At 70.6% G+C, this 25,335-nt stretch carries 23 protein-coding genes; 7 read left to right on the forward strand and 16 right to left on the reverse strand.

Translation table 11 applies throughout. The annotated features are described in order from the left end of the window. Positions 1–122: 122 nt before the first annotated feature. Positions 123–857, reverse strand: a complete 735-nt coding sequence (locus tag ACZ5WE_RS04255; protein WP_467687657.1) for a tellurite resistance TerB family protein — start codon at positions 855–857, stop codon at positions 123–125. A 152-nt stretch (positions 858–1,009) separates the two neighbouring features. Continuing rightward, positions 1,010–2,737: a 2-isopropylmalate synthase gene (gene leuA, locus ACZ5WE_RS04260; protein ID WP_467687655.1), complete on the reverse strand. Its 1,728-nt coding sequence runs from the start codon at positions 2,735–2,737 to the stop codon at positions 1,010–1,012. 298 nt (positions 2,738–3,035) lie between these two features. On the opposite strand from leuA, the gene ACZ5WE_RS04265 reads away from it, so the two are divergent. From ACZ5WE_RS04265 to ACZ5WE_RS04280, 4 genes are all read left to right on the forward strand, one after another. After that, complete coding sequence (locus tag ACZ5WE_RS04265; RefSeq protein WP_467687653.1) at positions 3,036–4,106, forward strand: M4 family metallopeptidase; 1,071 nt, start codon at positions 3,036–3,038, stop codon at positions 4,104–4,106. 37 nt (positions 4,107–4,143) lie between these two features. Continuing rightward, on the forward strand, positions 4,144–4,410 hold the full coding sequence (locus tag ACZ5WE_RS04270) for a protealysin inhibitor emfourin (RefSeq protein WP_467687652.1): 267 nt from the start codon (positions 4,144–4,146) through the stop codon (positions 4,408–4,410). A gap of 98 nt (positions 4,411–4,508) precedes the next feature. After that, entirely contained in the window at positions 4,509–5,897 is a 1,389-nt protein-coding gene (locus ACZ5WE_RS04275; RefSeq protein WP_467687650.1) for a GH1 family beta-glucosidase, read from the forward strand. Beyond that, the gene (locus tag ACZ5WE_RS04280) at positions 5,894–7,141 is read left to right on the forward strand and encodes an MFS transporter (protein ID WP_467687648.1); all 1,248 of its coding nucleotides are present in this window, start codon (positions 5,894–5,896) and stop codon (positions 7,139–7,141) included. Before ACZ5WE_RS04275 ends, ACZ5WE_RS04280 begins: the two co-directional genes overlap by 4 nt. 15 nt (positions 7,142–7,156) lie before the next feature. Here ACZ5WE_RS04280 and era read toward each other — a convergent pair whose 3' ends face one another. Continuing rightward, positions 7,157–8,107: a GTPase Era gene (gene era, locus ACZ5WE_RS04285; RefSeq protein WP_467687646.1), complete on the reverse strand. Its 951-nt coding sequence runs from the start codon at positions 8,105–8,107 to the stop codon at positions 7,157–7,159. 222 nt (positions 8,108–8,329) lie between these two features. On the opposite strand from era, the gene ACZ5WE_RS04290 reads away from it, so the two are divergent. Together ACZ5WE_RS04290 and ACZ5WE_RS04295 are read left to right on the forward strand one after the other, a co-directional pair. Beyond that, positions 8,330–9,643: an ammonium transporter gene (locus tag ACZ5WE_RS04290; RefSeq protein WP_467687644.1), complete on the forward strand. Its 1,314-nt coding sequence runs from the start codon at positions 8,330–8,332 to the stop codon at positions 9,641–9,643. After that, positions 9,640–9,978 (forward strand): P-II family nitrogen regulator, encoded by a 339-nt coding sequence (locus ACZ5WE_RS04295; protein ID WP_467687642.1) that lies wholly within the window; start codon positions 9,640–9,642, stop codon positions 9,976–9,978. The genes ACZ5WE_RS04290 and ACZ5WE_RS04295 overlap by 4 nt, the downstream gene beginning before the upstream one ends. Before the next feature lie 129 nt (positions 9,979–10,107). On the opposite strand, the gene ACZ5WE_RS04300 is transcribed toward ACZ5WE_RS04295, so the two are convergent. Together ACZ5WE_RS04300 and ACZ5WE_RS04305 are read right to left on the reverse strand one after the other, a co-directional pair. Then, entirely contained in the window at positions 10,108–10,473 is a 366-nt protein-coding gene (locus tag ACZ5WE_RS04300) for a cytidine deaminase (RefSeq protein ID WP_467687641.1), read from the reverse strand. Positions 10,474–10,499: 26 nt separating this feature from the next. Continuing rightward, positions 10,500–11,324: a helix-turn-helix transcriptional regulator gene (locus tag ACZ5WE_RS04305; protein ID WP_467687895.1), complete on the reverse strand. Its 825-nt coding sequence runs from the start codon at positions 11,322–11,324 to the stop codon at positions 10,500–10,502. 179 nt (positions 11,325–11,503) lie between these two features. On the opposite strand from ACZ5WE_RS04305, the gene ACZ5WE_RS04310 reads away from it, so the two are divergent. Then, a complete protein-coding gene (locus ACZ5WE_RS04310) occupies positions 11,504–12,952 on the forward strand; it encodes an MFS transporter (RefSeq protein ID WP_467687639.1) in 1,449 nt (482 codons plus the stop codon). Here ACZ5WE_RS04310 and ACZ5WE_RS04315 read toward each other — a convergent pair. The 11 genes from ACZ5WE_RS04315 to ACZ5WE_RS04365 form a co-directional block, all read right to left on the reverse strand. Then, complete coding sequence (locus tag ACZ5WE_RS04315) at positions 12,949–13,305, reverse strand: MmcQ/YjbR family DNA-binding protein (protein WP_467687637.1); 357 nt, start codon at positions 13,303–13,305, stop codon at positions 12,949–12,951. The genes ACZ5WE_RS04310 and ACZ5WE_RS04315 overlap by 4 nt on opposite strands. Continuing rightward, positions 13,302–14,603, reverse strand: a complete 1,302-nt coding sequence (locus tag ACZ5WE_RS04320) for a hemolysin family protein (protein ID WP_467687636.1) — start codon at positions 14,601–14,603, stop codon at positions 13,302–13,304. The genes ACZ5WE_RS04315 and ACZ5WE_RS04320 overlap by 4 nt, the downstream gene beginning before the upstream one ends. 4 nt (positions 14,604–14,607) lie before the next feature. Further along, entirely contained in the window at positions 14,608–15,105 is a 498-nt protein-coding gene (gene ybeY, locus ACZ5WE_RS04325) for an rRNA maturation RNase YbeY (protein WP_467687634.1), read from the reverse strand. Between the two features lie 13 nt (positions 15,106–15,118). Next, positions 15,119–16,153, reverse strand: coding sequence for a PhoH family protein (locus tag ACZ5WE_RS04330; protein ID WP_467687632.1), 1,035 nt, complete (start codon positions 16,151–16,153; stop codon positions 15,119–15,121). 149 nt (positions 16,154–16,302) lie between these two features. Then, positions 16,303–17,406 carry a carbohydrate kinase family protein gene (locus ACZ5WE_RS04335; protein WP_467687630.1) on the reverse strand — a complete coding sequence of 368 codons (1,104 nt, stop codon included), beginning with the start codon at positions 17,404–17,406 and terminating at the stop codon, positions 16,303–16,305. Positions 17,407–17,477: 71 nt separating this feature from the next. Beyond that, a complete protein-coding gene (locus tag ACZ5WE_RS04340) occupies positions 17,478–18,668 on the reverse strand; it encodes a macrolide family glycosyltransferase (RefSeq protein ID WP_467687628.1) in 1,191 nt (396 codons plus the stop codon). 155 nt (positions 18,669–18,823) lie between these two features. After that, positions 18,824–19,825: an adenosine deaminase gene (locus ACZ5WE_RS04345; protein WP_467687626.1), complete on the reverse strand. Its 1,002-nt coding sequence runs from the start codon at positions 19,823–19,825 to the stop codon at positions 18,824–18,826. Between the two features lie 13 nt (positions 19,826–19,838). Beyond that, positions 19,839–20,747, reverse strand: coding sequence for a ribonuclease Z (locus ACZ5WE_RS04350; protein WP_467687625.1), 909 nt, complete (start codon positions 20,745–20,747; stop codon positions 19,839–19,841). Positions 20,748–20,753: 6 nt separating this feature from the next. Further along, positions 20,754–21,107, reverse strand: a complete 354-nt coding sequence (locus ACZ5WE_RS04355) for a histidine triad nucleotide-binding protein (protein ID WP_467687623.1) — start codon at positions 21,105–21,107, stop codon at positions 20,754–20,756. Between the two features lie 284 nt (positions 21,108–21,391). Beyond that, positions 21,392–24,619 (reverse strand): S41 family peptidase, encoded by a 3,228-nt coding sequence (locus ACZ5WE_RS04360; protein ID WP_467687893.1) that lies wholly within the window; start codon positions 24,617–24,619, stop codon positions 21,392–21,394. 51 nt (positions 24,620–24,670) lie between these two features. Then, positions 24,671–25,303, reverse strand: coding sequence for a hypothetical protein (locus ACZ5WE_RS04365; protein ID WP_467687621.1), 633 nt, complete (start codon positions 25,301–25,303; stop codon positions 24,671–24,673). Positions 25,304–25,335 lie beyond the last annotated feature (32 nt).

Genomic DNA, 25,335 nt, shown 5'->3' on the forward strand with positions numbered 1-25,335 from the left:
ACCCTTCCGGAGGACGCCGCGCGATCCGTCGGGCGCGAGGGCGAGTTGGGGCGTACGGCCCAGGGAGGCCGAGACCCGGCGCTACTCCCGCGGGAGTACGGAACCCAAGGCTCCGGGGGACATCAGAAGTGCGTCGTCCGCGCCGCCACCATCAGCCGCGTCACCTCGTCCGCGCCGATGGTCAGCGCATCGCCGGCCGTGGCGAGCACCTCACGCTCGGCGGGGGTGTACGGGCCGTCGGCGAGCGCGATCCGCGCGCCCTGGAGCAGCAGCGCCTCGCGCCCGGCCGGAGCGAGATGCGGGGCGAGCGGGCCGAGCGCCTCGTGGAGCTCTATGGCCAGACCGGGCCCGCAGTCCGGGACGGTGGCGCGGCCGGTGTCCGCGGCGAGCGCGTCGACGAGTGCGACGAGCTGGTCCTCGCGGCAGTCGTCGAACCCGGCGAGGCGCAGCGCGCCGACGGCCGCGTCGAGCGTGGAGCGCGAGGAGGTGCCGCCCGCGGCGAGGATCGCGAGGACGACGGTGTGCACGGCGTCGCGCACCATGGCCGAGAGCCGTGTGGTCGTGGGATGGCCGAGAACGTCCGTACCGAAGTGGTCACCGCAGGCGGCGCACTCGACGATGGGCCCCGCGGCGCCGCGCGGCAGGACGGGCACGCCGAGCAGGACGAAGCGGCGACGCCCGGTGCGGCGCTGGTAGTTGCGGTCACCGCCGCAGCCGGGGCAGAAGAACTCGCCGTCCCCGACGGTGGTCCAGGCCGTATGCACGCCGATCACGCGCCTGCGCAGGACACGCCCACGCGAAACGGGCGTGGCGAAGATGCGGGATTCCCGGCCGTTTCGTCCCCGATCTGGCAGCACCGCGCACCTCCGTAACGCCCCGGCTACATTGCCGCGTTGGGCGTGATGTTAGCCACATTGTTGATGTGACGTCAGCACCCTGTACGAGAGATGGCCGGTACCGCACCCTGATCGCCCCCCGAGGCACCCCCGGGAGGCGGTCAGGTGGTGTTTCAGCGAGCGGCGCGGTTCACCGCGGAAACCGCGGCCTTCAGCGAGGCACGTGTCGTGTTCGCGTCGATGCCGATGCCCCACAGGACCTTGTCGCCGATCGCGCACTCGATGTACGACGCGGCCTGCGCGGAGGCTCCTTCGCTCATCGTGTGCTCCTGGTAGTCCAGGAGGCGTACGTCGATGCCGATGCCCTGCAGCGCGTTGAAGAAGGCCGAGATCGGGCCGTTGCCGGTGCCGGTCAGGACGGTGTCGGCGCCGTCGACCGTCGCCTCGACGGTGAGGGTGTCCGTGCCGTCCTTGTCCGTGGTGGTCTGGCCGTTCCTGACCTGGATGCGGCCCCACGGGTTCTCCGGGTTGGGCAGGTACTCGTCCTGGAAGATGCCCCAGATGGCGTCCGGCGTGACCTCGCCGCCCTCGGTGTCGGTCTTCGTCTGGATGATCTTGGAGAACTCGACCTGCATGCGGCGCGGCAGGTCCAGGTGGTGGTCGCTCTGCAGGACGTAGGCGATGCCGCCCTTGCCGGACTGCGAGTTGACGCGGATGACGGCCTCGTACGAACGGCCGACATCCTTGGGGTCGATGGGCAGGTACGGGACGGCCCACTCGATGTCGTCGACCGTCTTGCCCTGCTGCTCGGCCCGGACGCCCATCGCCTCGAAGCCCTTCTTGATGGCGTCCTGGTGGGAGCCGGAGAAGGCGGTGTAGACGAGGTCGCCCGCGTACGGGTGGCGCGGGTGGATCTCCATCTGGTTGCAGTACTCGGCGGTGCGGCGGATCTCGTCGATGTCGGAGAAGTCGATCTGCGGGTCCACGCCCTGCGAGAAGAGGTTCATGCCCAGCGTGACCAGGTCGACGTTGCCGGTGCGCTCGCCCTGCCCGAACAGGCAGCCCTCGATGCGGTCGGCGCCGGCCATGATGGCCAGTTCGGCGGCGGCGACGGCGGTGCCGCGGTCGTTGTGCGGGTGGACGGACAGGCAGACGTGCTCGCGCCGGGTCAGGTTCCGGGACATCCACTCGAAGCGGTCCGCGTGGGTGGAGGGCGTCGAACGCTCCACCGTGGCGGGCAGGTTGAGGATGATCTCGCGGCCCTCTTCGGGCTGCCACACGTCGCAGACGGCTTCGCAGACCTCCAGGGCGAAGTCCAGCTCGGTGTCCGTGAAGATCTCGGGGCTGTACTGGTAGCCGAAGACCGTCTCGGGGCCGAGCAGCTTCTCGGCGTACTCCATGACCAGGCGCGTGCCGTCGACCGCGATCTGCTTGACCGCGTCCTTCGAGCCACGGAAGACGACCTCGCGCCAGACGGGCGCGGTGGCGTTGTACAGGTGGACGGTGGCGCGCTTGGCGCCGACCAGCGACTCGACGGTGCGGGAGATCAGCTCTTCGCGGGCCTGCGTCAGGACGGAGATCGTGACGTCGTCCGGGATCGCGCCGTCCTCGATGATCGACCGTACGAAGTCGAAGTCGGTCTGGCCCGACGAGGGGAAGCCGACCTCGATCTCCTTGTAGCCCATGCGGACCAGCAGGTCGAACATCTCGCGCTTGCGCGCCGGGGACATCGGGTCGATCAGCGCCTGGTTGCCGTCACGCAGGTCCGTGGAGAGCCAGCGGGGAGCGACCGTGATGCGGTTGTCCGGCCACGTGCGGTCGGGGATGTCGACCTGGTCGTACTGGCCGTACTTGTGGACCGGCATGGACGTGGCACGCTGCAGATTCGGCTTGATCGCCATGATGCGGGGGCTCCTCGGGAGTGTCCTTAAGGACGGCCGACGGTCGCTTCGCGAGCAACACCGAACTCCGCGGGGAGGGGGTCGGCCTCGACTACAGGCCCTCGCCGCGGCAGCTAAGGAGAAGCAGCCCGTAACGCATGATGCTCCGCAGCCTAGCCGAGCCGCGCTGTGTGCGCGGGTGCGTATCAGTATGCGGGATCGCCGCCAGGTAACGGGTAAGAGGTGATCAATACCTCTATTTCACTAATCATGGTTGCAGGTAGTGACAGCGGCATGACCCAGTGCCACATTGCATGCCATGGCCACCAATCCAGGCTTCGAGCCTGTCTTCTGCACCATCATTCCGCCCCACGTGCTCGACACTCTGGCCCAGAGTGACGACACCGCGCTCGCGGGTCCCGCCCGCCGCACCCTGGAACGGGACTCCATCGAGCGCACCCACCGCCGGCTGACCACGGTCATCGGCGCCCCGGCCGTCTCGCTGCCCAAGGAAGCGGCGGAGAGCAAACCGCACCGCACGATCCACGACGCGAAGCACAAGACCGAGCTGCCGGGCCGCAAGGTCCGCGGCGAGGGCGAGAAGCCCGGCAAGGACGCGACCGTCAACCGCGCGTACGCGGGCCTCGGCGCGACCTTCGAACTGTTCCTGAAGGCGTACCAGCGCAACTCCATCGACGGCAGCGGCCTGCCGATGAACGCGACGGTCCACTACGGCGAGAAGTACGGGAACGCATTCTGGAACGGCGAACAGATGGTGTTCGGCGACGGTGACGGCGAGATCTTCCTCGACTTCACCATCCCCGTGGACGTCATCGGCCACGAGCTGACGCACGGCGTCGTGCAGTACACGGCGAACCTCACGTACTTCGGCCAGCCGGGCGCGCTCAACGAGTCGTTCGCCGATGTCTTCGGCTCGCTGATCAAGCAGTACACGCTCGGCCAGAGCGCCTCCGAGGCCGACTGGCTGATCGGCGCCGGGCTGCTCGCCCCGCGCGTGACGGGCACGGCGCTGCGCTCGATGAAGGCGCCCGGCACGGCCTACGACGACGATGTGCTCGGCAAGGACCCGCAGCCCGCCGACATGGACCACTACGTCCGCACGGGCCGCGACAACGGCGGCGTGCACATCAACTCCGGCATCCCCAACCACGCCTTCTACCTGCTCGCCGAGGCGCTCGGTGGCAACGCGTGGGAGCGGGCCGGACAGATCTGGTACGCCGTCCTGTCCGGCGGCGAGCTGGCGCAGGACGCGTCCTTCGCGGACTTCGCCAAGCTGACGGTGGCCGCGGCGCGCGACAAGTACGGCGAGGGCGAGGAGCACGGTGCCGTCGTCAAGGCGTGGTCCCAGGTCGGCGTGCCCACCAACTGAGCTACCAACCGGCCTCCCCATGGAGTAGACAGGTTCCATGCGTATCCAGGTGAAGCGCACGGGAGGATTCGCGGGCATCGAGCGGCACGCCGAGGTCGACACCTCGGGTCTGCCCGATGCCCCCGAGTGGCAGGCCCTGGCCGAAGAGGCCGTGGCCGAGGGCCGGAGCACGCCGCCCATAGGAGTGCCGGACGGCTTCAGCTACCAGCTCACCGTGGACGGCCACACGGTGTACTGCTCGGATCCACGCCTGACGGATCCGCAGCGGAGGCTGATCACGCGTGTCCTCAAGGAGGGCTCGTAGATCGTTCTCAAGGAGGGCTCGGAAAACTTGAGCGGTGTTCACGTTTTCTGAGGTATGCCCATTGACTTCCGTACGCGGCCGTACGGAAGATCGCGCCCATGGCAGCGACCCATGCGACCCATGCGCGCGAACCACTCCCTCAGTTCCCCCGCGACTTCGTGTGGGGAGTGTCCACATCGGCTCACCAGATCGAGGGCGCCGTCGACGAACGCGGCCCCTCGGTCTGGGACGCGTTCACGGCGGTGCCGGGCAGGGTGAAGGACGGCACGACGGCCGCCGTGGCCTGCGACCACTACCGCCGCTACCGCGAAGACGTCGCGCTCATCCGGGAGTTGGGAGTGGACGCGTACCGCTTCTCGGTGTCGTGGCCGCGCGTGCTGCCGAGCGGGGCGGGCGAGGTGAGCGCCGCGGGCCTCGACTTCTACGACCGTCTCGTCGACGAGCTGTGCGCGGCGGGCGTGAGCCCCGTCCCCACGCTCTTCCACTGGGACACCCCCCTCGCGCTCGCCGACGAGGGCGGCTGGCTGCGGCGGGACACGGCCGAGCGGTTCGCCGATTACGCGGCCGTGGTGGCCGCCCGCATCGGCGACCGGGCCAAGAAGTGGATCACCCTCAACGAACCCGCCGAGCACACCCTCCTCGGGCACGCCCTCGGCCAGCACGCGCCCGGCCAGAAGCTCATGTTCGACGCGCTGCCGGTGGCGCACCACCAGCTCATCGCCCATGGCCTCGCGGTGCGGGCGCTGCGCGCGGCGGGCGTCACGGACATCGGCATCGCCAACTCGCACGGTCCCACCTGGCCCGCGTCACCCTCGGCCGAGGACACGGAGGCGGCGGACTTCTACGACGTCCTCCTCAACCGCCTCTTCTCGGACCCGCTGATCCTGGGCCGATACCCGGACGGCATCGCGGAGTTGATGCCGGGCGGCGACATCGAGGCGGACCTGAAGGTGATCGCGGAGCCGGTCGACTGGTACGGGATCAACTTCTACCAGCCGACGAAGGTGGGCGGCCCGCTCCCGGCCGAGACGGCGGGGGCGGATGCGACTTCGACTGAGTTCTCCGGCCTCACACTCCCGCCCGAACTCCCCTTCGCGCCACGGGAGATCGCGGGCCGGCCGGTCACGGACTTCGGCTGGCCCGTGGTCCCGGAGTCGCTCACCGAACTGCTCACCGGCTTCCGCGACCGGTACGGCGACCGCCTGCCACCGCTGGTGATCACCGAGAACGGCTGCTCGTACGAGGGCATCGACGACGAACGGAGGATCGACTTCCTGGACGGCCACCTCCGCGCGCTGCACCGGGCGTTGGAGGAGGGCGTGGACGTACGCGGTTACTTCGTCTGGTCCCTCCTTGACAACTTCGAGTGGGCGGAGGGCTACCGGCAGCGCTTCGGTCTCGTGCACGTCGACTACGCCACGCTCGAGCGCACTCCGAAGGCGTCGTACGCGTGGCTGCGCCAGGCGCTGCGGGCGCAACGGGCATGACGGACGGGCAGGTTGAGGCGCTGCGGGAGCCGGTCGACCGGGTCGGCCGGGGCTGGACGGCCTCCCTCTCGCTCGCCAACGGGGCGATCTGGGTGGGCTGGTACGGCCCGCTGCAGATCCTGCTCGCTCTGCAGGCGGAGGACCTCGCGCCTGCCGGTACGTCGAAGGAGACGGTCCTCGCGTGGGTGGCGGGCGCGGGGGCCGTGGTGTCCCTCGCGTCGAACCCGCTCTTCGGCGCCCTCTCGGACCGGACGGTCTCGCGCTTCGGGCGGCGCACGCCGTGGATCGTGGCGGGGACGGCGGGTGGCGCGGCGGCGCTCCTGCTGCTCTCGGCCGCGGGGTCCGTGTGGTGGATGGCGGCGGGCTGGTGCCTGGTCCAGCTCACACTGAACGCCGCGTTCGCCGCGGTCACGGCGGCCGTGCCGGACCGGGTGCCGCGGCTCCAGCGGGGCGCGGTGGGCGGCTGGCTGGGGGCGGCGCAGATGCTGGGCGTGGTGGTGGGCACGGGCCTCGCGACGGTGGCCGGGGGCGTCGGCGCGGGCTACGCGGCATGCGCGGTGTTCACGCTGGCGGGCGTCATGCCGTACGTCCTGCGCCACCGGGACCTGCGCCTCGCGCCGCGGGACAGGCCGCCGTTCGCGTGGCGGTCGTTCGCCGCCGCCTTCTGGCTGAGTCCGCGCCGCTACCCGGACCTGGGGTGGGCCTGGCTGACCCGCTTCCTGATCAATCTCAGCAACGCGTTGGTCCTGCTGTACCTCCTCTACTACCTCCGGGACCGCCTGGACCACTCCGACCCGGACGAGGGCGTACTGATCCTCACGGCGGTGAACGGCCTGACGCTCCTGGCGACGGTGGTCGTGGGCGGCGTCTGGTCGGACCGCGTGGGCCGCCGCAAGCCCTTCGTGCTCTGGTCGGGCGTCCTGATGGCGGTGGCGACGGCCCTGCTGTCCGGGTGGCAGACATGGCCGGGGGCGATCGTCGCGGCGGCGGTGCTCGGGGTGGGCTTCGGCGTCTTCACGTCGGTGGACTTCGCGCTGATGACGGACGTCCTGCCGAAGGCGATGGACCGCGGCAAGGACATGGGCGTCATCAACATCGCCAACTCGCTCCCGCAGGTGGCGGCCCCCGCCCTGGCGGCCCCGATCGTGACGCACGTGGGCGGCTACCGGGTGCTGTACCTGGTGGCGGCGGTGATCGGGTTGGCGGGGGCGCTGCTGGTGACGCGGATCAGAGGCGTGAAGTAGCCGCCGCGGAAACCCTCAGAAACCCAGCTTGCGCAACTGCTTGGGGTCGCGCTGCCAGTCCTTGGCGACCTTCACATGCAGGTCGAGGAAGACCGGCGTACCGAGGAGCGCCTCGATCTGCTGGCGGGACTTGATCCCGACCTCCTTGAGGCGCTTGCCCTTCGGGCCGATGATGATGCCCTTCTGGCTGGGGCGCTCGATGTACACGTTCGCGTGGATGTCGAGCATCGGCTTGTCCGCGGGGCGGTCCTGACGCGGCAGCATCTCCTCCACCACGACGGCGATGGAGTGCGGCAACTCGTCCCGCACGCCCTCGAGGGCGGCCTCGCGGATCAGCTCGGCGACCATGACCTGCTCGGGCTCGTCCGTGAGGTCGCCCTCGGGGTAGAGCGGCGGGCTCTCGGGGAGCATCGGGATGATCAGGTCGGCGAGCAGCTGGACCTGCTTGTCGCCGACCGCCGACACCGGCACGATCTGCGCCCACTCGAAGCCGAGCTCCTTGCCGAGCTGGTCGATGGCGATGAGCTGCTCGGCGAGTGTCTTGCTGTCGACGAGGTCGGTCTTCGTCACGACCGCGATCTTCGGCGTCTTCTTGATGCCGGCCAGTTCCTTGGCGATGAACCGGTCACCGGGGCCGAGCTTCTCGTTCGCGGGCAGACAGAACCCGATGACGTCGACCTCGGCCCAGGTGGTGCGCACGACGTCGTTGAGCCGCTCGCCGAGCAGCGTGCGCGGCTTGTGGAGACCGGGGGTGTCCACCAGGATCAGCTGGGCGTCGGGCCGGTGCACGATGCCGCGCACCGTGTGCCGCGTGGTCTGCGGCTGGTTCGCGGTGATCGCCACCTTCTGGCCGACCAGAGCATTCGTAAGGGTGGACTTGCCCGCATTGGGGCGGCCCACGAAGCAGGCGAAGCCGGCGCGGTGGGTGGCCTCGGACGGCTCGGATGACTCGGTACGAACGCTCATGGCGCCTATTCTCCCTGATCGCCGGAGGGCCGCAGCACCCCGAGGCACCGAGAGAGCGCCGATCGGGCGCTGATGAGGTGCCGATGAGGTGCGGACGCGGCGGCGGTGAGCTCGCGGAAACTCACCGGCAACACGAAACACGGCGGAAACGCCCGGGTGCCCGTCCCGAAACGCGGGGCGGTGACGCTCTCCCTCTGCCCCCACCCGGAGGAGAGATTCCCCGTGCAGTCCCTGTACTCGTCGGCCCCCCTCACGACCACCCTGGCCGCGGCCAAGGGCCCCGACACCGGCGACACCGCCTGGCTGCTCGCGGCCACCGCCCTCGTCCTGCTGATGACACCGGGCCTCGCCCTCTTCTACGGCGGCATGGTCCGCACGAAGAGCGTCCTCAACATGCTCCTGATGAGTTTCGTGTCGATCGCCCTGGTCACGGTGGTGTGGCTGCTGGCCGGCTACTCGCTCGCGTTCGGCGAGGACGCGTTCGCGGGCCTGATCGGCGGCGTCGACCACATCGGGATGGCGGGCATCGGCCCACAGACCCTCACCGGGACGGTCCCCACCCTCCTGTTCACCACGTTCCAGCTGACCTTCGCGATCCTCACCACGGCGCTGATCAGCGGCGCGATCGCCGACCGTACGAAGTTCGCGGCCTGGCTGGTCTTCGTGCCCCTGTGGGCGCTGCTCGTATACGTTCCCGTGGCGCACTGGGTCTGGGGCCCGGACGGCTGGATCTCCTCGTCCCTGGGCGCCCTGGACTTCGCGGGCGGCCTGGTCGTGGAGATCGCCTCCGGCGCCTCCGGCCTTGCGCTCGTCCTGGTCATCGGTCCGCGCATCGGATTCAAGAAGGACGCGATGCGTCCGCACAACCTGCCGATGGTCCTGATGGGCGCGGGCCTGCTCTGGTTCGGCTGGCTCGGCTTCAACGGCGGCTCGGCCCTCGGCGCGAACGGCCTCGCGGCGGCCTCCCTCCTGAACACGCTGCTCGCCGGCTGCACGGGCCTGCTCGGCTGGCTCCTGGTCGAGCAGAAGCGCGACGGCCACCCCACCACCTTCGGCGCGGCGTCGGGTGCGGTAGCGGGTCTTGTCGCCATCACGCCCGCGTGCGGGGTCGTCGGGGTGCTCGGCGCCGGAGTGGTCGGTCTCGCGGCCGGGGTGGTCTGCTCGTACGCCGTGGCGTGGAAGTTCCGCTTCGACTACGACGACTCGCTGGACGTGGTGGGCGTCCACCTGGTCGGCGGCGTGGTCGGCACGCTCCTGATCGGCCTGTTCGCGACGGCCACGATGACGGACGGCGCGGAGGGGCTCTTCTACGGGGGCGGGCTCGGCCAGTTGGGCAAGCAGGCGGTGGCGGTGCTCGCGGTGGCGGCGTACACGTTCTTGGTGACGTACGGCATCGGCAGGGCGATCGACAAGCTGATGGGCTTCCGGGCATCCGCCGAGGACGAGCTGACGGGCCTCGACCAGACGCACCACGCGGAGACCGCCTACGATCACGGCGTCCTGGTCAGCCCGATGAAGGGGAGCACCGTCGCATGAAGCTCGTTACCGCGGTCATCAAGCCGTTCCGCCTCGACGAGGTGAAGACGGCCCTGCAGGAGCTGGGCGTACAGGGCCTCACCGTCACGGAGGCGAGCGGGTACGGGCGCCAGCGGGGGCACACGGAGGTGTACCGGGGCGCGGAGTACCAGGTGGACCTGGTCCCGAAGGTCCGGATCGAGGTCGTCGTCGATGACGCGGACACGGAAGCGGTGATCGACGGAATCGTCCGCGCGGCATCCACAGGCAAGATCGGTGACGGGAAGGTGTGGGCGGTTCCGGTGGAGACGGTGGTGCGGGTGCGGACGGGGGAACGGGGCCCGGACGCGGTGTGATCCCTGGGGCTCCGCCCCAGACCCCGCTCCTCGAACGCCGGAGAGGCTGATTCTCAGCCCGTCCGGCGTTTGAGGACAAGGCCCCCGCGCCGAGCGGGTTTCCGGGAAGGGGCGGGGTTGGGGAAGGAGTCAGTTCGCCTGAGCCCGCGCCCGGACTTCCCCGTCAGGCCCCGCCAAGAACACCGGCGTCCCGGCCCCGCCGAGGTCCGCCACAGCGGAGAGGTCCTCCGCGGAGAGCGCCTCCTCGGAGGAGACGACCGCGGCGGCCTCAAGGGACTCCGCGCCGGAGGCGACAGCCATGGCCACAGCGGTCCGCAGGGCAGAGAGCTTCAGGGAGTCGAGGGAGACGGTCCCGGCGACATACGTCCGCCCCGTCTCGTCCCGCACAGCGGCCCCCTCGGCCACCCCGTTCCGCGCCCGCGCCGAACGAGCCAGCGTAACGATCTTCCGGTCCTCAGCGTCAAGCGCGTCAGGCGACGCAGCACTCTCGGTCATACGCCGAGCATACGGAGCGGGGAGGCTCACACAGCCACCGGGTACATCGCCCCCCGCCGCCCCTCCGGCGACGCGAGCCACTCCAGTTTCGCCGTGGTCTCCGCCTCCGGCAGCGGCGTGTGCAGCACGATCGTCAGGTCGGGCCTGGCCGGCACCCGCATCGCCGTCGACTCGACGTGCAAGGCTCCCACCAGCGGATGCGTCAGCTCCTTGTGGACCTGCCCCGCGGGCCGCACGTCCCGCCGCTCCCACAGCTCGGTGAACTCCTCGCCGGCCGATTCCCGCAGCTCGGCGAGGACCGCCTGGAACCCCTCGTCGCCCGGGGTCTCCGAGCACGACGCGCGGAACTGCGCGACGACCGTCTCCGCGTTCGTCCGCCAACTCACGCTCCGGGAGCGGTAGATGGGGTCGGTAAAGAAATCCACGAGGCAGTTCTGGGTGATCTCGGGGCGCATCCCGAAGACCATGCCGGCCGCGGCGTTGTACATGACGCAGTTGTAGTAGCGGTCCATGATGTGCGCCGGGTACGGCATCCACGTGTCGATCAGGCGCTGCATCCCCTCGCACATGCCCCGGTCGGCCTGCTCGACCTCGGGGGCGGGCGGATTCAGCCCGGCAAGGACGTACAAGTGCCGCCGCTCCGCGCTCGACAGCTTCAGGACGCGCCCCACGGAGTCCAGGACCTGCGGCGACACCGAGATGTCGCGGCCCTGCTCGAGCCACTGGTACCAGGACGCGCCGACCCCGGCGAGCACGGCGACCTCCTCACGGCGCAGCCCCGGCGTACGCCGCCGCGCCCCGCCGTCCGGAAGGCCCGCCTCCGTGGGGCTGACCCGGGCGCGGCGGCTCATCAGGAACTCGCGCAGTTCGCCGAGCCGGCGAGCCTTGGCCTCGTCCTGGGGCCGCACCGCCGCAACCGCCGCCGCCTCGTTCGTCCCTGTCATCCGCAGCTCCCCCCTGCCTGGTGTTACGACCACCAGCATAAGTTCCCGCTCCCCACGGATACTCCGGACGCCCGAAGCTCGTTCCCATGGCGATCGACACCACCACTCCCCCGCCGACCACGGCCCCCGCATCCGCACCCGCCCCCGCGGCCCCCGGACTCTCCGCCCGCGACAAGCTCGTCCTCTTCGTGCTCTGCGCCGCCCAGTTCATGGTCGCGCTCGACTTCTCCGTGTTGAACGTAGCGCTGCCCGTGCTCGGCTCCGACCTGGGCATGAGCCAGTCCGCGCTGCAGTGGGCGGTGACCGCGTTCGCCCTTCCCTCCGGTGGCTTCCTGCTGCTCTTCGGCCGCACCGGCGACCTGTTCGGGCGCCGCAAGCTGTTCATCGGCGGCCTGGCACTCTTCGGTCTCGCCTCGCTCCTCGCGACCTTCGCCTGGGACCCGGCATCCTTCCTCGCAGGACGCGCGCTGCAAGGTGTGGGCGCGGCGGCCATCGTGCCGACCGGCATGTCCCTGCTGACGACGACCTTCCCCGAGGGCCCGCAGCGCGACCGGGCGCTCGGCATCTCCGGCACGCTGCTCTCGCTCGGCTTCACGGTCGGCATGGTCCTCGGCGGCGTACTCACCGACACCCTCGGCTGGCGCTCCACGATGGGCCTGCTGACCCTCTTCGTGCTGATCGTGCTGCCGCTCGCGCCGAGCCTCCTGCCCGAGTCCCGCACCCCGGACCGCCCCCGCCTCGACGTCCCCGGCGCGGCCACCGTCACCGGCGGCCTGCTCGCCCTGATCTACGCGCTCTCCACGGCCGCCGAACGCGGCTTCGGCGGCGCGGACGTCATCGTCACGCTGACCGCCGGCGTGCTGCTGCTCGCGGCCTTCGGCCACGTCGAGTCGCGCGCCGAGTCCCCGCTCGTCTCGCTGCCGATGCTGCGGCGGCGCACGGTGGCGTGGGGCAACCTGGGCGGGCTCGTCACCTTCTCGATGATGGCGGCGGTCATCTTCGCCCTCACCCTGTACCTCCAGGAGGTCCTGAAGCTCTCCGCCTTCCAGACGGGTCTCGTCTTCGGCGTGCAGGGCGTGCTCTCGGTGGTCTCCGGGATCTACGCGCCCAAGGTCATCAGCCGCTTCGGAGCACACCGCACCCTCGTCGTCTCGCTGCTCGGCCAAGGCCTTCTCATCGCGACGCTGCTCGGCATCGACGAGGGCGCCTGGTCGGTCTGGCTCGCCACGGCGGGCGTATCGGTGGCGAGCATGTTCCACCTGGGCGCGATCATCTCGTACGGCGTGACGGTCACTTCGGGTGTTCCTGACGAGGAGCAGGGCCTGGCCACCGGCCTGGTGACGTCCACCCAGCAGGTGGGCATCACGATCGGCATCCCGCTCCTGGGAGTCCTCGCGACCACGAACACGGATCTCCTGGCGGGCACGCGAACGGTGCTCCTGATCGACACGGCGGTCCTGCTGGTGACGGCGGTCCTGGTGGCGACGGGCCTGCGTACCCGGCGTAACGCCCCGAGCCCCCGGCCCAAGGCCTAAGGCCGGTCGAGCCGCAGTCGTTCCGCCTTGGGAAGACCCGCGACCACCAGGTCGTACGAGTCCTCGACGAGCTCCCGGACCTGCTGGTCCGGGAGCTCTCCGGTGAGGGAGACCGTGTTCCAGTGCCGCTTGTTCATGTGCCACCCCGGCACGATCTCCGGGTGTGCTTCCCGCAGCTGGACCGCCATGTCGGGGTCGCACTTCAGGTTCACGGTCAGCGCCGCCGCGTCCAGCGAGCTCAGCGCGAACATCTTGCCCGCGACCTTGAACACCGAGGCCTCGGGCCCGAACGGAAACTCCTCCACCACGTCGTTGAACGACAGGCAGAACGCGCGCAGCTGCTGTGGGGTCACACCGATGTCTCCTTCTGGGCGCCCGCCGGCGCGACAGGCTCCACGAGCACCGTCACGATCTTGTTCCGCCGTCCGGCGGCGGATTCCGCGGTGAGCCGCAGCTCACGCCCGTCCGGCAGCGGCACGACCGCGGACGCGTCGGCGATCGGCACCCGGCCGAGCGCCTTGGCGAGCAGTCCGCCTACCGTCTCGACGTCCTCGTCGTCGAACTCGTCGAGCCCGAAGAGCTCGCCGAGGTCGCCGATGTCGAGGCGCGCGGTGACGCGGTAGCAGCCGTCGTCGAGCTCCTCGACGGGCGGCAGCTCACGGTCGTACTCGTCGGTGATCTCGCCGACGATCTCCTCGAGGATGTCCTCGATGGTGACGATGCCGGCCGTGCCGCCGTACTCGTCGATGACGACGGCGACGTGGTTGCGCTCCTGCTGCATCTCGCGCAGCAGGTCGCCCGCGTTCTTCGTGTCGGGCACGAACGTCGCCGGGCGCATCGCCGTCGACACCAGGTCCGACTCGCTGTCGCGGTTGATGTGCGTCTTGCGGGCCAGGTCCTTGAGATACACCATGCCGACGACGTCGTCCTCGCTCTCGCCCGTCACCGGGATGCGCGAGAACCCGGAGCGCAGCGCGAGCGTCAGCGCCTGCCGGATGGTCTTGAAGCGCTCGATGGCGATCAAGTCGGTCCGGGGCACCATGACTTCGCGTACGAGGGTGTCGCCGAGCTCGAAGACGGAGTGCACCATGCGGCGCTCGTCGTCCTCGATGAGGGATTCCTTCTCGGCGAGGTCGACCATCGCCCGCAGCTCGGCCTCGGAGGCGAACGGGCCGCGCCTGAAGCCCTTGCCGGGCGTGAGCGCGTTGCCGATGAGGATCAGGAGCGGCGGGATCGGGCCCATGACGCGGGCCAGCGGCAGCAGGACGTACGCGGCGGCGGTCGCCGTGTTGAGCGGGTGCTGGCGGCCGATGGTGCGGGGCGAGACGCCCACGGCCACGTACGAGACGAGGACCATCACCGCGATGGCGATGGCGAGCGCCTCCCAGGTCTCGGGGAACTCCTTCAGGCAGGCGTACGTCACCAGGGACGCCGCGGCCATCTCGCACGCCACACGCACGAGGAGCGCGACATTGAGATAGCGGGTGGGGTCGCCGGCGACCTGCGCGAGCTTGGCGCTGCCGCGCCGCCCGGAGCGGGCCGCCTCCTCCGCGCGGAAACTGGAGACGCGGGCGATGCCCGCCTCCGCGCAGGCCGCGAGCCAGGCGACGACGACCAGGGCGACGGCACCCGCGATCAGCTGGAAACTCATGCGGCTACGAGACGGTGGGCGCCGGAGACGGCCCGGTCAGGCCGTTCTCGCCGCGCCAGCCGTCGACGATGGCCGCCTGGAGGCCGAACATCTCGGCCTTCTCGTCGGGCTCCTCGTGGTCGTACCCGAGCAGGTGCAGCACCCCGTGGACGGTGAGCAGTTGCAGCTCCTCGTCCATGGAGTGCTCCGTGGGCGCTTCCTTGCCCTGCTTGATGGCGACCTCGGGGCAGAGCACGATGTCGCCGAGGAGGCCCTGCGGGGCCTCCTCCTCGTCCTTGGCCGGCGGGCGCAGCTCGTCCATGGGGAAGGACATGACGTCCGTCGGTCCCGGCAGGTCCATCCACTGGATGTGGAGCTGCTCCATGGCGTCCTCGTCCACGACGATCACCGAGAGCTCGGAGAGCGGGTGGATGCGCATCCGCGCGAGGGCGTAGCGGGCGATGTCGAGGATCGCCTGCTCGTCGACCTCGGTTCCGGATTCGTTGTTGACGTCGATCGACATGGTGCGGCTTCCGCTACTTCCCGTGTTTCTTGTTCTGCTGACTGTCGTCGTACTTCTCGTACGCGTCGACGATACGGCCGACGAGCTTGTGCCGTACGACATCGTGGGACGTGAGCCGCGAGAAGTGCACGTCGTCGATGCCCTCCAGGATGTCCTGGACCTGCCGCAGACCCGACTTGGTGCCGTTCGGCAGGTCGACCTGGGTGACGTCGCCCGTGATCACGATCTTCGACTCGAAGCCGAGGCGGGTGAGGAACATCTTCATCTGCTCGACGCTGGTGTTCTGCGCCTCGTCGAGAATGATGAAGGCGTCATTGAGCGTGCGACCGCGCATGTACGCCAGCGGCGCGACCTCGATCGTGCCCGCCGCCATCAGGCGCGGGATCGAGTCCGGGTCGAGCATGTCGTGCAGCGCGTCGTACAACGGCCTCAGATACGGGTCGATCTTCTCGTAGAGCGTGCCCGGCAGGAAGCCGAGCCGCTCGCCCGCCTCGACGGCGGGGCGGGTCAGGATGATGCGGTTGACCTGCTTGGCCTGGAGGGCCTGCACGGCCTTGGCCATGGCGAGGTAGGTCTTGCCGGTGCCCGCGGGGCCGATGCCGAAGACGATGGTGTTCTTGTCGATGGCGTCGACGTAACGCTTCTGGTTGAGCGTCTTGGGGCGGATCGTGCGGCCGCGGGACGAGAGGATGTTCTGCGTGAGGACCTCGGCCGGGGTCTCCTGGCCGTCGCCCTCTCCTGCCTCGTCCGCCCTGAGCATGGCGATCGAGCGTTCCACTGCGTCCTCCGTCATCGGCTGACCGGTGCGGAGCACCAGCATCATCTCGTCGAACAGTCGCTGGATGAGGGTGACTTCATGGGCGTCACCGACAGCGCTGATCTCATTGCCCCGGACATGGATGTCGGCCGCCGGGAAGGCCTTCTCGATCACGCGCAACAGGGCGTCTCCGGAGCCGAGCACCGTCACCATCGGGTGGTTCGCCGGAACGGTGAAGTGTGCTCGGGCCTGGCCCTCGGCAGGGGTACGAGCTGTGGGTGTCTGAGTCATGGGCCGGCACTTGGGCCTGCTCATCCTCCTCATGCGGGGCTTGGTGGCCGCTCGACAGCCTTGCACTGCCAAGAGTACGACGCACCACTGTCACCGCCGTAGGGCTTTTCCACTCCGGTCACGCACGGCCGTGCGACCTCTGGCGCCCACTACGCCGACCGGAACCCGATCGTGGGCACGGCACGCCGCAGCGGCCATGGGCGCGTGGCCTCCGGAAGCAGGCCCTCCAGGAACCCGTACCGGCGCAGCGCCACCGGGTCCTGGTCCTCGACCTCCCGCACGGTCCGCCACCACGTGGCGACCTCCGCCCAGCCCGGCGCCGACAGCGAACCCCCGAACTCCTGCACGGACAGCGCCGCCGTCAGCCCGGCGAAGGCGAGCCGGTCCGCGAGCGGCCACCCGGCGAGGGTGCCGGTCACGAAGCCCGCCACGAAGACATCACCGGCCCCTGTGGGATCAAGGGCCTCGACGGCGATGGCCGGAACCTCCGCGGTCTCGCCGGTACGTCCGTCCACCGCGTACGCCCCTTCCGCACCCAGCGTCACCACGGCGAGCGGCACGTGTTCGGTCAGCGCCCGCGCGGCGGCCCGGGGGCACTGCGTACGGGTGTACCGCATGGCCTCCTCCGCGTTCGGCAGGAACGCCTCGCAGTGCGCCAGGTCCGGGAGTCCGGCCAGGTCCCAGCGTCCGGTGTCGTCCCAGCCCACGTCGGCGAAGATCCGTGTGCCCGAGCGCGCGGCCCCGGCGATCCAGGGCGCCCGCGCAGCGGGTGTCAGGGAGGCTACGGCGGCACGCGCGCGTGGCGGGCAGGCCGGGGCGCCTCCGTCGGGGGAATCGGCGTCGGGCGGCGGCTCGTGCCCGTGGCTGACCATGGTCCGCTCACCTTCGTACGCCATGGAGACGGTCACCGGTGAGTGCCAGCCGGGCACGGTGCGCGACGTCGCGAGGTCGATGCCCTCGCCCTGTTCGAGCGCGTCCCAGCAGTACTCCCCGTAGTGGTCGTCCCCGAATGCCGCCGCCAGCGAGGTGCGCAGGCCGAGCCGGGCGAGCGCGGTCGCCATGTTGGCGACGCCACCGGGGCTCGACCCCATCCCGCGCGCCCAGGACTCGGTGCCGCGCACGGGCGCGGAGTCGAGGCCGGTGAAGATGATGTCGAGGAAGACCGTGCCGGTGAGGAAGACGTCGCAGGGCGGATCGCCAGCCCTGCGAGCTCCCTTGAGCGGGTCGATGCTGGGTTTGAGAGGTACGACCATGCAGGCAACGTAACGGACGAACGCCGGACAGGCTGATTCCGGCCCGTCCGGCGTTCAAAGGAGTCCGGCCGCTAGCCGTCGAGCTCCGCCTCGATGAGATCGGCCGCCCGAGCCGTGCCGCCCTCGGCCCGCACCTCGGCCTTCAGGCGTGCGGCCCGGAGCGCGACGTCGGGGTCGGACGTCAGCTCGAGGAGGGCCGAACGCAGCGCGTCCGGCGTCGCCTCGGCGGTTTCCAGCCTCCGCGCGACCCCCAGCTCCACGAGCCGCCCCGCGTTGAGCGGCTGCTCGGCGCCCTGCGGCACGGCGATCATCGGCACCCCGCAGAACAGCCCCTCACTGCTGCTGCCCATGCCCGCGTGCGTGACGAACGCGTCGGCCTGCTCCAGGATCGCCAACTGCGGCACCCACGAGCGCACTTCCACGTTCCCCGGCACATCCCCGAGCTCCGCGGGGTCCACGTGCTTGCCGATCTGCAGCACCACGTGCCACCCCGCGAGGCCGCCGAAGGCGCCCACGCACTGCCGGTAGAACTCGGGCTGCTGGGTGTACGAGGAGCCGAGCGACACGAGCAGCACCTTCTCGGCACCCTCGGGCCGGCTCCAGCCGCCCTGCCCGGACCGGTCACCGAAGCAGGGCCCGACGAAGTCGACCCGCTTCGGATCGACCCGGTCGGCGTTCAGCTGCATGGCCCGCGGGATCATCGCGACGGCACGGTCGGGCGTGCCCGAGAAGGCGGCTACGTCCAGGGTCGTGGCCCCGCTGCCCGCGAGCCACTCCCCGAACCGCGCCTCCAGTGCGGCGGCACCGGGCAGCTGCCGGAACTGGGCCCCGACCTCCTCCTGGTACCCCTCCCAGGCCACGAAGGTGGGCGACAGCTGCAGGAACGGCCGCTGCTGCCCTTCGGCGAGCGCGCGGGCGACGTACGCGCCGATGTCGTACAGATACAGATCGGCGGGGTCGTCGTCGTAGAACGAGCGCAACTGCGGGAGCATCGCCATCGCGTCGTCGAGGAAGAGACCGCTCGCGGCGATCGGGTCCTCGGGCCAGACGTTGTCCTTGAACGGCAACACCGAGGCGCACGGGACGAGTTCGGCTCCGGTGGGCTCGATGAGCTCGCGGTTCGCCGGATCGTTCGCGTACGTCACCCGGTGACCGCGCGCCACCAGCTCACGGATGATCTCCAGGCTTGGCAGCACATGGCTGACCATCGGGACGCCGACCATGGCGATATGGGCACGGCGACGGGTTGTTCGACGCTGCATGAGAGATTCCTTCGTGTGATCCGACTTTCCGGGACGAGGACACGACGGCCCGGCGCCTGCCGCTGATCAGCGGGGCGCGCGGGCCGGTGAGGGTGATGTCAGCCGTAGAGCTGAATGAAGGAATCCATGGACGGACCGTAGTCCCGCCCCGGCGATCAGTCGAACGAATATTCCGCGACCTCGGCGAGGTACCGCGCCCGCAGCGCCTCGTCCTCGGCGCTCCCGTCGAGGAATGACGCCTCGAACGAGTTCCGCGCGAGCTCCCGCAGCCGCTCCTGGTCGAGCGCGAGCGCTTCCCGTACGGCGTGGAAGGTGTCGTCGACGTATCCACCGAAGTACGCGGGGTCGTCGGAGTTGACCGTGCACAGCAGCCCGGCGTCCATCATCCGCACGAGCGGGTGCTCTTCGAGTACGTCGATGGCGCGCAGCCGGACGTTGGACAGCGGGCAGAGGGTGAGCGGCACCCGCTCGCTCACGAGCCGGTCCACCAGCGCCGGGTCCTCCATGCAGCGCAGCCCGTGGTCGATGCGCTCGACGCCCAGGACGTCCAGGGCCTCCGTGATGTACGCGGGCGGTCCCTCCTCGCCCGCGTGCGCGACCCGGCGCAGGCCGAGCGCGGCGGCTGCCTCGTACACCTCGCGGAACTTGGCGGGCGGATGGCCGACCTCGGCCGAGTCGAGCCCGACGCCGATGATGCGGTGGAGGTGCGGCCTGGCGGCCTCCAAGGTCTCGAGCGCCGACTCGGCGGACTGGTCGCGCAGGAAGCACATGATGAGCCGCGTCGAGACGCCGTGCCGCTCGACGCTGCGGTCGAGGGCGCGTCCGAGCCCCTCGATCACGGTGCCGATGGCGACCCCGCGCACCATGTGCGCCTGCGGGTCGAAGAAGATCTCGGCGTGTCGCACGCCCTGCCGGGCTGCCCGCGCCAGATAGGCGTCGGCAAGCTCCTCGAAGTCCTCCTCGGTGAGCAGAACGGCCATCAACCCGTAGTACAGATCGAGAAAGGACTGCAGATCATCGAAGAGATAGGCCTTGCGCAGCTCTTCGGTGTCCGCGTACGGGAGGGTGATGCCGTTGCGGGCGGCGAGGGAGAAAGCCAGCTCGGGTTCGAGCGTGCCCTCGATGTGGAGGTGGAGTTCGGCTTTGGGAAGGGGCATGACGGCGGCTCACTCAGGTGGTTCGTTTGGGCAGAGGTACACGCAACAGGTCTTGTGCGACGGTGAGTTCACCGTCGAACCCCGCGTCCCGGGCCTGCTGCTCGAATACGCCGGGGTCGGGGTAGCGCTGGCTGAAGTGGGTCAGTACGAGATGCCGGACGCCGGAGTCGATGGCGACGCGCGCGGCTTGACCCGCGGTCAGATGCCCATGGTCGAAGGCGAGTTGCTCGTCCTCGTCGGTGAAGGTGGACTCGATGACGAGCATGTCGCAGCCCTCCGCCAGGTCGTGGACGCCGTCGCAGAGCCGGGTGTCCATGACGAAGGCGAACTTCTGCCCGCGCCGCACCGTGCTCACGTCGTCGAGCGTGACGCCCCGCAGTACGCCTTCGCGCTGCAGGCGTCCCACGTCGGGACCCGCGATGCCGCGCGCGGCGAGCAGCTCGGGGAGTATGCGCCGGCCGTCGGGCTCGGTGATGCGGTAGCCGAAGGACTCGACGGGGTGCGAGAGCTTGACGGCGTCGAGCGCGAAGGAGGGAGTGACGGCCAACCGCCCGTCGTTCGAGACGGGTTCCTCGATGAGCGGGACGGTCTCGCGGTAGGCGGTGGCGTGTCGGAGCCGATCGAAGAAATGCCGGCCGGAGCGCGGGTAGTTCACGGTCACGTCGTGCGGGACCCGGTCCAGATTGATCCGCTGGATGACGCCCGGCAGCCCCAGCGAGTGGTCGCCGTGGAAGTGCGTGACACAGATCCGGTGCAGGTCGTGCGCGGCGACCCCGGCGCGCAGCATCTGCCGCTGCGTGCCCTCGCCGGGGTCGAAGAGGATGCCCTGCCCGTCCCAGAGGAGGACGTAGCCGTTGTGGTTGCGGTGCCGGGTGGGGACCTGGCTCGCGGTGCCGAGGATCACCAGTTCGCGTGCGGACAAGGTGGGTTATCCCGGAGGCCACTGCAGGCCGCGCCCGCCGAGGACGTGGGCGTGCGCGTGGAAGACGGTCTGACCCGCGCCGGTGCCGGTGTTGAAGACGATGCGGTAGCTCTCCGACTTCTCATCGGCTGCGACCTCGCCGGCATCGCGCAGGACGTCGGCGGCGATGGTGGGTTCGGCGGCGGCGAGGGAGGCGGCGTCCGGGTAGTGCGCCTTGGGGATGATCAGGACGTGGCTGGGGGCCTGCGGGTTGATGTCCCGGAAGGCGACGGTCGTGTCCGTCTCCTTCACGAGGGTCGCGGGCACCTCGCCTGCGACGATCTTGCAGAACAGGCAGTCAGCCTGCGGTTCTCCCGCCATGGGGCGCCTCCGGTCCTAGCTGGTTGTACTGGCCCCCCGCATGCTATCCGGGCTGCGCCCACGCCTGGCCCCTCGCCTCAGCCCCCGGCGGCCCGGTCCTTGCCGAACAGGCCTCTCCCACCCACCCACCCGTTCACCTCGCATCCGTTCACCTCGCATCCGATCACCCCGCATCCGACTCTGAACGAACAGACCTTTCCCGCCCACCCACCCGATTGCCCCGCAGCCGTCCGTGAACGAACAGACCTTTCCCGCCCACCCGATTGCCCCGCAGCCGCACCGCCTCAAGCCCCCGGCAGCTCCGGTGCCCTCTTGGGTGGCGAAGTCTCCAGCGCAGCCAAGGCCAGGCGGATCGCCTCGTCCAGTTGGGGGTCCCGGCCCGCGGCGTAGTCCTCCGGGGTCGTCACCACCTCCACGTCCGGGTCCACCCCGTAGTTCTCGACGCCCCACCCGTACCCCTCCAGCCAGAACGCGTACTTCGGCTGCGTCACCAGCGTCCCGTCCACCAGGCGGTACCTGCTGTCGATGCCGATCACGCCGCCCCACGTCCGTGTCCCCACCACGGGACCGATCCCCAACGCCTTGATCGCCGCGTTCACGATGTCCCCGTCGGAACCGGAGAACTCGTTGGCGACAGCGACGACAGGACCGCGCGGCGCGTCCTCCGGATAGCTGAACGGGCGCGTGCCCCGCGGCAGGTCCCAGCCCACGATCCTGCGGGCCAGCTTCTCCACCACCAGCTGGGACGTGTGCCCGCCACGGTTCTCCCGGACATCCACCACGAGCCCGTCCCGCGCCACCTCCACCCGCAGGTCACGGTGGATCTGCGCCCAACCGGGAGCCTGCATGTCCGGCACGTGCAGATAGCCGAGCCGTCCGCCCGACCGCTCGTGGACGTACGCACGCCGGTCCACGACCCACGCGTGGTACCGCAACGGCTCCTCGTCGTCGACCGGGATCACCACCGCGTGCCGCGGGTCGCCGCCACCCGCGGGCGACACCGTCAGCTCCACCGGCTTGTCCGCCGTACCCACCAGGAGCGGCCCGGGCCCGGTCACCGGGTCGACCGGCCGCCCCGCGATCGCCAGGAGCGCGTCTCCCGCCCGCACCGCCACCCCCGGCGCGGCGAGCGGCGACCGGGCGGAGGGGTCCGACGTCTCGGAGGGGAGGATCCGGTCGATCCGCCACGCCCCGTCCGCGCCCCGCGAGACATCCGCGCCGAGCAGCCCCTGGCGCACCGCCGAACTCCCCCGCGCCCCGCCCCCCATGACGTACGCGTGGGACGTGCCGAGCTCCCCGGCGACCTCCCACAGCAGGTCCACGAGGTCGTCGTGCGTGGCCACCCGGTCGAGCACCGGACGGTACCGGTCGAGCACGCCGTTCCAGTCGATACCGCCGAGGTCGGGCCGCCAGAAGTTGTCCCGCATGAGGCGCCCGGCCTCGTCGTACATCTGGCGCCATTCGGCGGCGGGATCGACGGTCTGGCGGACCCGCGTGAGGTCGACCGTGATGTTCGAGTCGGAGCTCTCGTCACCGGATGCCCGCCGGTCGCTCGGCACGACCTTCAGCTTCCCGTCGGCCCACAGCAGCACCCGCTTGCCGTCCCCGCTGACGGTGAAGTGGTCGGCGTCCGACGCCAGTTCCTCGATGCGCTGTTGTACGAGGTCGTAGCGTTCGAGCTCGGTCTGCGGGTCGGGATCGGACGGAGTGGCGCGGGAGGCGCCGAGGACGCCCCGCACGGGGTGGCGCAGCCACAGGACGCCGTCCTTGGCGGCCCGCAGGGTCGAGTACCGGGCGGCCTCGACCGGGAACGGCACGATGCGGTCGGCGAGGCCGTCGAGGTCGATGCGGGTGACGGGCGAGCCCTCGCTGTCCGGGGTCTCGTCCTTGTCGGGTGCCTCGAAGGGGCGCCCGTGCCGCTGCGGCCCGAAGGGTGAGGGAGTGGTGGCGGCCAGCGTGATCAGGTACGGCCGCGAGCCTCCCACGAAGGCGAGGTCGAAGACGTGCTCGTCGTAGACGGGGTCGAAGGCCCGCGCGGACAGGAACGCCAGATGCTTCCCGTCGAGCGTGAACGCGGGCGCGTAGTCACGGAACCGCAGCGGGGTCGCATCGGACACCGAGAGGTCCGCCGTGTTCGCCAGCTTCAGCTGCCGCAGCGGACGCGGCCCCGGATGCGACCAGGCCAGCCAGGCCGAGTCCGGCGAGAAGACGAGACCGCCGGCGTCCCCGTCCTCCCCGCGGTCCACCTCGCGCACCTCCCCGCTCTCCCGCTCGACCAGTAGTACCCGCCCGTCGTGCGAGGCGACGGCGGCCCGGCTGCCGTCGGGCGCCATGGCGAGCCCGAGCACCCGGCCCAGCTGCCCGGCGGCGATCCTGCGGGGCGTGGCACCCGGCGCGAGCCCCGTGGCCGGCGCGAACTGGAGCGCGTCGTCGCCCTCCGCGTCCGTCACCCAGACGACGTGCTCCTCGCCGTCGACGCGGAACGTCCGCGGCAGCCGTGCGCGCACCCCGTGCTCGACGGCGAGCGCGCGGGCGGGACCCTCGCGGTGGGTCACCCAGTGCACACCGCCGCGCACGGAGACGGCGCTGCCGCGTCCCGTGTGGTCGGGAGCGGCGGCGCCGAACCAGCGCGCGGCGCTCACGGGGAACGGCTGGAGGTCGGTGCGCTGGCCGCCGAGCCGGACGTCGACGCGGCGCGGCTCCGCGTCCACCAGGTTGTCCAGGAGCCGGAGTTCACCCGCCGACGCGTACACGACGCGGGCGCCGTCGGTCGCGGCGTGCCGGGCGTAGAAGCCGTCGATGCCCGTGTGCCGGCGCAGGTCGGAGCCGTCGGGCAGCGAGGAGTAGACGGCCCCGACGCCCTCGTGATCGGAGAGGAAGGCGACACGCTCCCCCACCCAGAGGGGGTACTCGATGTTCCCGTCGAGCTCTTGATGGACGCGTACGAAGCGATCCTCGCCGCCCTCGGCGTCAGCACCGCCACGCCGGATCCACAGCTTTCCCGCCGTGCCGCCGCGGTACCGCTTCCACCAGGCGGCCTCACGTCCCATCGGGGCGGAGAGCAGCAGGAGTTGGCCGACCCGCGGGCCGTAGGCGACGTCCCCCACGATCCCGTACGGCAGCGTGTCCGCGGGCCCACCGTCCAGTGGAACGGCCCGCGCCCAGCTGCGGCGCAGCGAGGCCTGGCCGGCCGTACTGACGGCGAGAACCTGTCCGTCCGGGGTCCAGCCCCGCACCGAGGTGCGCGAACTGCCCCAGTACGTAAGGCGTTTGGAGGCGCCGCCGTCGACCGGGGCGACATGCACCTCGGGGGCTCCGTCACGCGTGGACGTCCAGGCGACGGTCGCCCCGTCCGGGGAGATACGGGGGTGGGTCACCGGCGTGTTGTCGGCGCTCACGCGCCATGCCCGGCCCCCGTCGAGGGGCGCGACCCAGACGTCGTCCTCTGCGGTGAAGGCGACCAACTCGCCACGCAGATGCGGAAACCGGAGATACGCGGAATGTCCAGTCAGTGTCACACGGCCAGCCTAGGCAGCCTCGGTGGAGCCGGACAGGGTTTTGGATCACTTGCCCTTGAAGCATGAGCAGGTCGGATCGGGTTGCCGCGGTGGCGGATCGGGCGTGGCGGTCACGGTGACGGTCGCGGTGGGCCGCTGGTCGGGCTCGTCCGGCTGGTCCGGTTGATCCGGCTTCTCCGGCTGGTCCGGCTCCTCCGGCTCGGTCGACCGGTCGCCGCCGGAGCAGTCGCCGATGACGTCCACCCGGAACCACTCCTTGCCGTCGACCTTGGCGGTGAGGTCCCCGCGTACGCAGTGGCCGTCGACGACGGAGGTCACCGTCCCCTTGACGGTGATGTCGCCGGTGTCGTCGCCCCCCTTCCCCTTCCTGGCCTGTCCCTGGCAGTCGACCGTGGCGTGGGCCTCGCGGTCGGGGGCGTCGCTGGTCGGGGTGGCCTTGTTCTCGAAGCGGGCGGTACAGCTGATCCACAGCACGTCGAGGTGCTGCCGCTCCAGCTCCTTGGTGGCCATCTGGTCGGTGGTGATCGCGACGGCCGCCGTGTTCATGCCTCCGCCGACCGGATCGCACGCGGCGACCCCGATCACCGCCGCCCCCGCCAACCCGACGGCGTACAGCACCCGCCGCCGCCTGCCGCGCACGTCCACCGCACGATCACGTAAGCGCCTCAATGCCCCCATAGGCGGCAGAGTGCCACTGCGGGCCGTCTGAC

The organism is Streptomyces sp. NPDC033180 (assembly GCF_055577645.1).

Excerpts from the sequence above, each read along its gene's own strand:
- ACZ5WE_RS04355 (WP_467687623.1), bottom strand. The coding sequence starts at position 21,107 with ATGGCGGGAGAACCGCAGGCTGACTGCCTGTTCTGCAAGATCGTCGCA.
- ACZ5WE_RS04330 (WP_467687632.1), bottom strand. The coding sequence starts at position 16,153 with ATGACTCAGACACCCACAGCTCGTACCCCTGCCGAGGGCCAGGCCCGA.
- ACZ5WE_RS04340 (WP_467687628.1), bottom strand. The coding sequence starts at position 18,668 with ATGCAGCGTCGAACAACCCGTCGCCGTGCCCATATCGCCATGGTCGGC.
- ACZ5WE_RS04270 (WP_467687652.1), top strand. The coding sequence starts at position 4,144 with ATGCGTATCCAGGTGAAGCGCACGGGAGGATTCGCGGGCATCGAGCGG.
- ACZ5WE_RS04320 (WP_467687636.1), bottom strand. The coding sequence starts at position 14,603 with ATGAGTTTCCAGCTGATCGCGGGTGCCGTCGCCCTGGTCGTCGTCGCC.
- ACZ5WE_RS04300 (WP_467687641.1), bottom strand. The coding sequence starts at position 10,473 with ATGACCGAGAGTGCTGCGTCGCCTGACGCGCTTGACGCTGAGGACCGG.
- leuA (WP_467687655.1), bottom strand. The coding sequence starts at position 2,737 with ATGGCGATCAAGCCGAATCTGCAGCGTGCCACGTCCATGCCGGTCCAC.
- ACZ5WE_RS04275 (WP_467687650.1), top strand. The coding sequence starts at position 4,509 with ATGGCAGCGACCCATGCGACCCATGCGCGCGAACCACTCCCTCAGTTC.
- ACZ5WE_RS04280 (WP_467687648.1), top strand. The coding sequence starts at position 5,894 with ATGACGGACGGGCAGGTTGAGGCGCTGCGGGAGCCGGTCGACCGGGTC.
- ACZ5WE_RS04295 (WP_467687642.1), top strand. The coding sequence starts at position 9,640 with ATGAAGCTCGTTACCGCGGTCATCAAGCCGTTCCGCCTCGACGAGGTG.
- ACZ5WE_RS04265 (WP_467687653.1), top strand. The coding sequence starts at position 3,036 with ATGGCCACCAATCCAGGCTTCGAGCCTGTCTTCTGCACCATCATTCCG.
- ACZ5WE_RS04310 (WP_467687639.1), top strand. The coding sequence starts at position 11,504 with ATGGCGATCGACACCACCACTCCCCCGCCGACCACGGCCCCCGCATCC.
- ACZ5WE_RS04335 (WP_467687630.1), bottom strand. The coding sequence starts at position 17,406 with ATGGTCGTACCTCTCAAACCCAGCATCGACCCGCTCAAGGGAGCTCGC.
- ACZ5WE_RS04305 (WP_467687895.1), bottom strand. The coding sequence starts at position 11,324 with ATGAGCCGCCGCGCCCGGGTCAGCCCCACGGAGGCGGGCCTTCCGGAC.
- ACZ5WE_RS04365 (WP_467687621.1), bottom strand. The coding sequence starts at position 25,303 with ATGGGGGCATTGAGGCGCTTACGTGATCGTGCGGTGGACGTGCGCGGC.
- ybeY (WP_467687634.1), bottom strand. The coding sequence starts at position 15,105 with ATGTCGATCGACGTCAACAACGAATCCGGAACCGAGGTCGACGAGCAG.
- ACZ5WE_RS04345 (WP_467687626.1), bottom strand. The coding sequence starts at position 19,825 with ATGCCCCTTCCCAAAGCCGAACTCCACCTCCACATCGAGGGCACGCTC.
- era (WP_467687646.1), bottom strand. The coding sequence starts at position 8,107 with ATGAGCGTTCGTACCGAGTCATCCGAGCCGTCCGAGGCCACCCACCGC.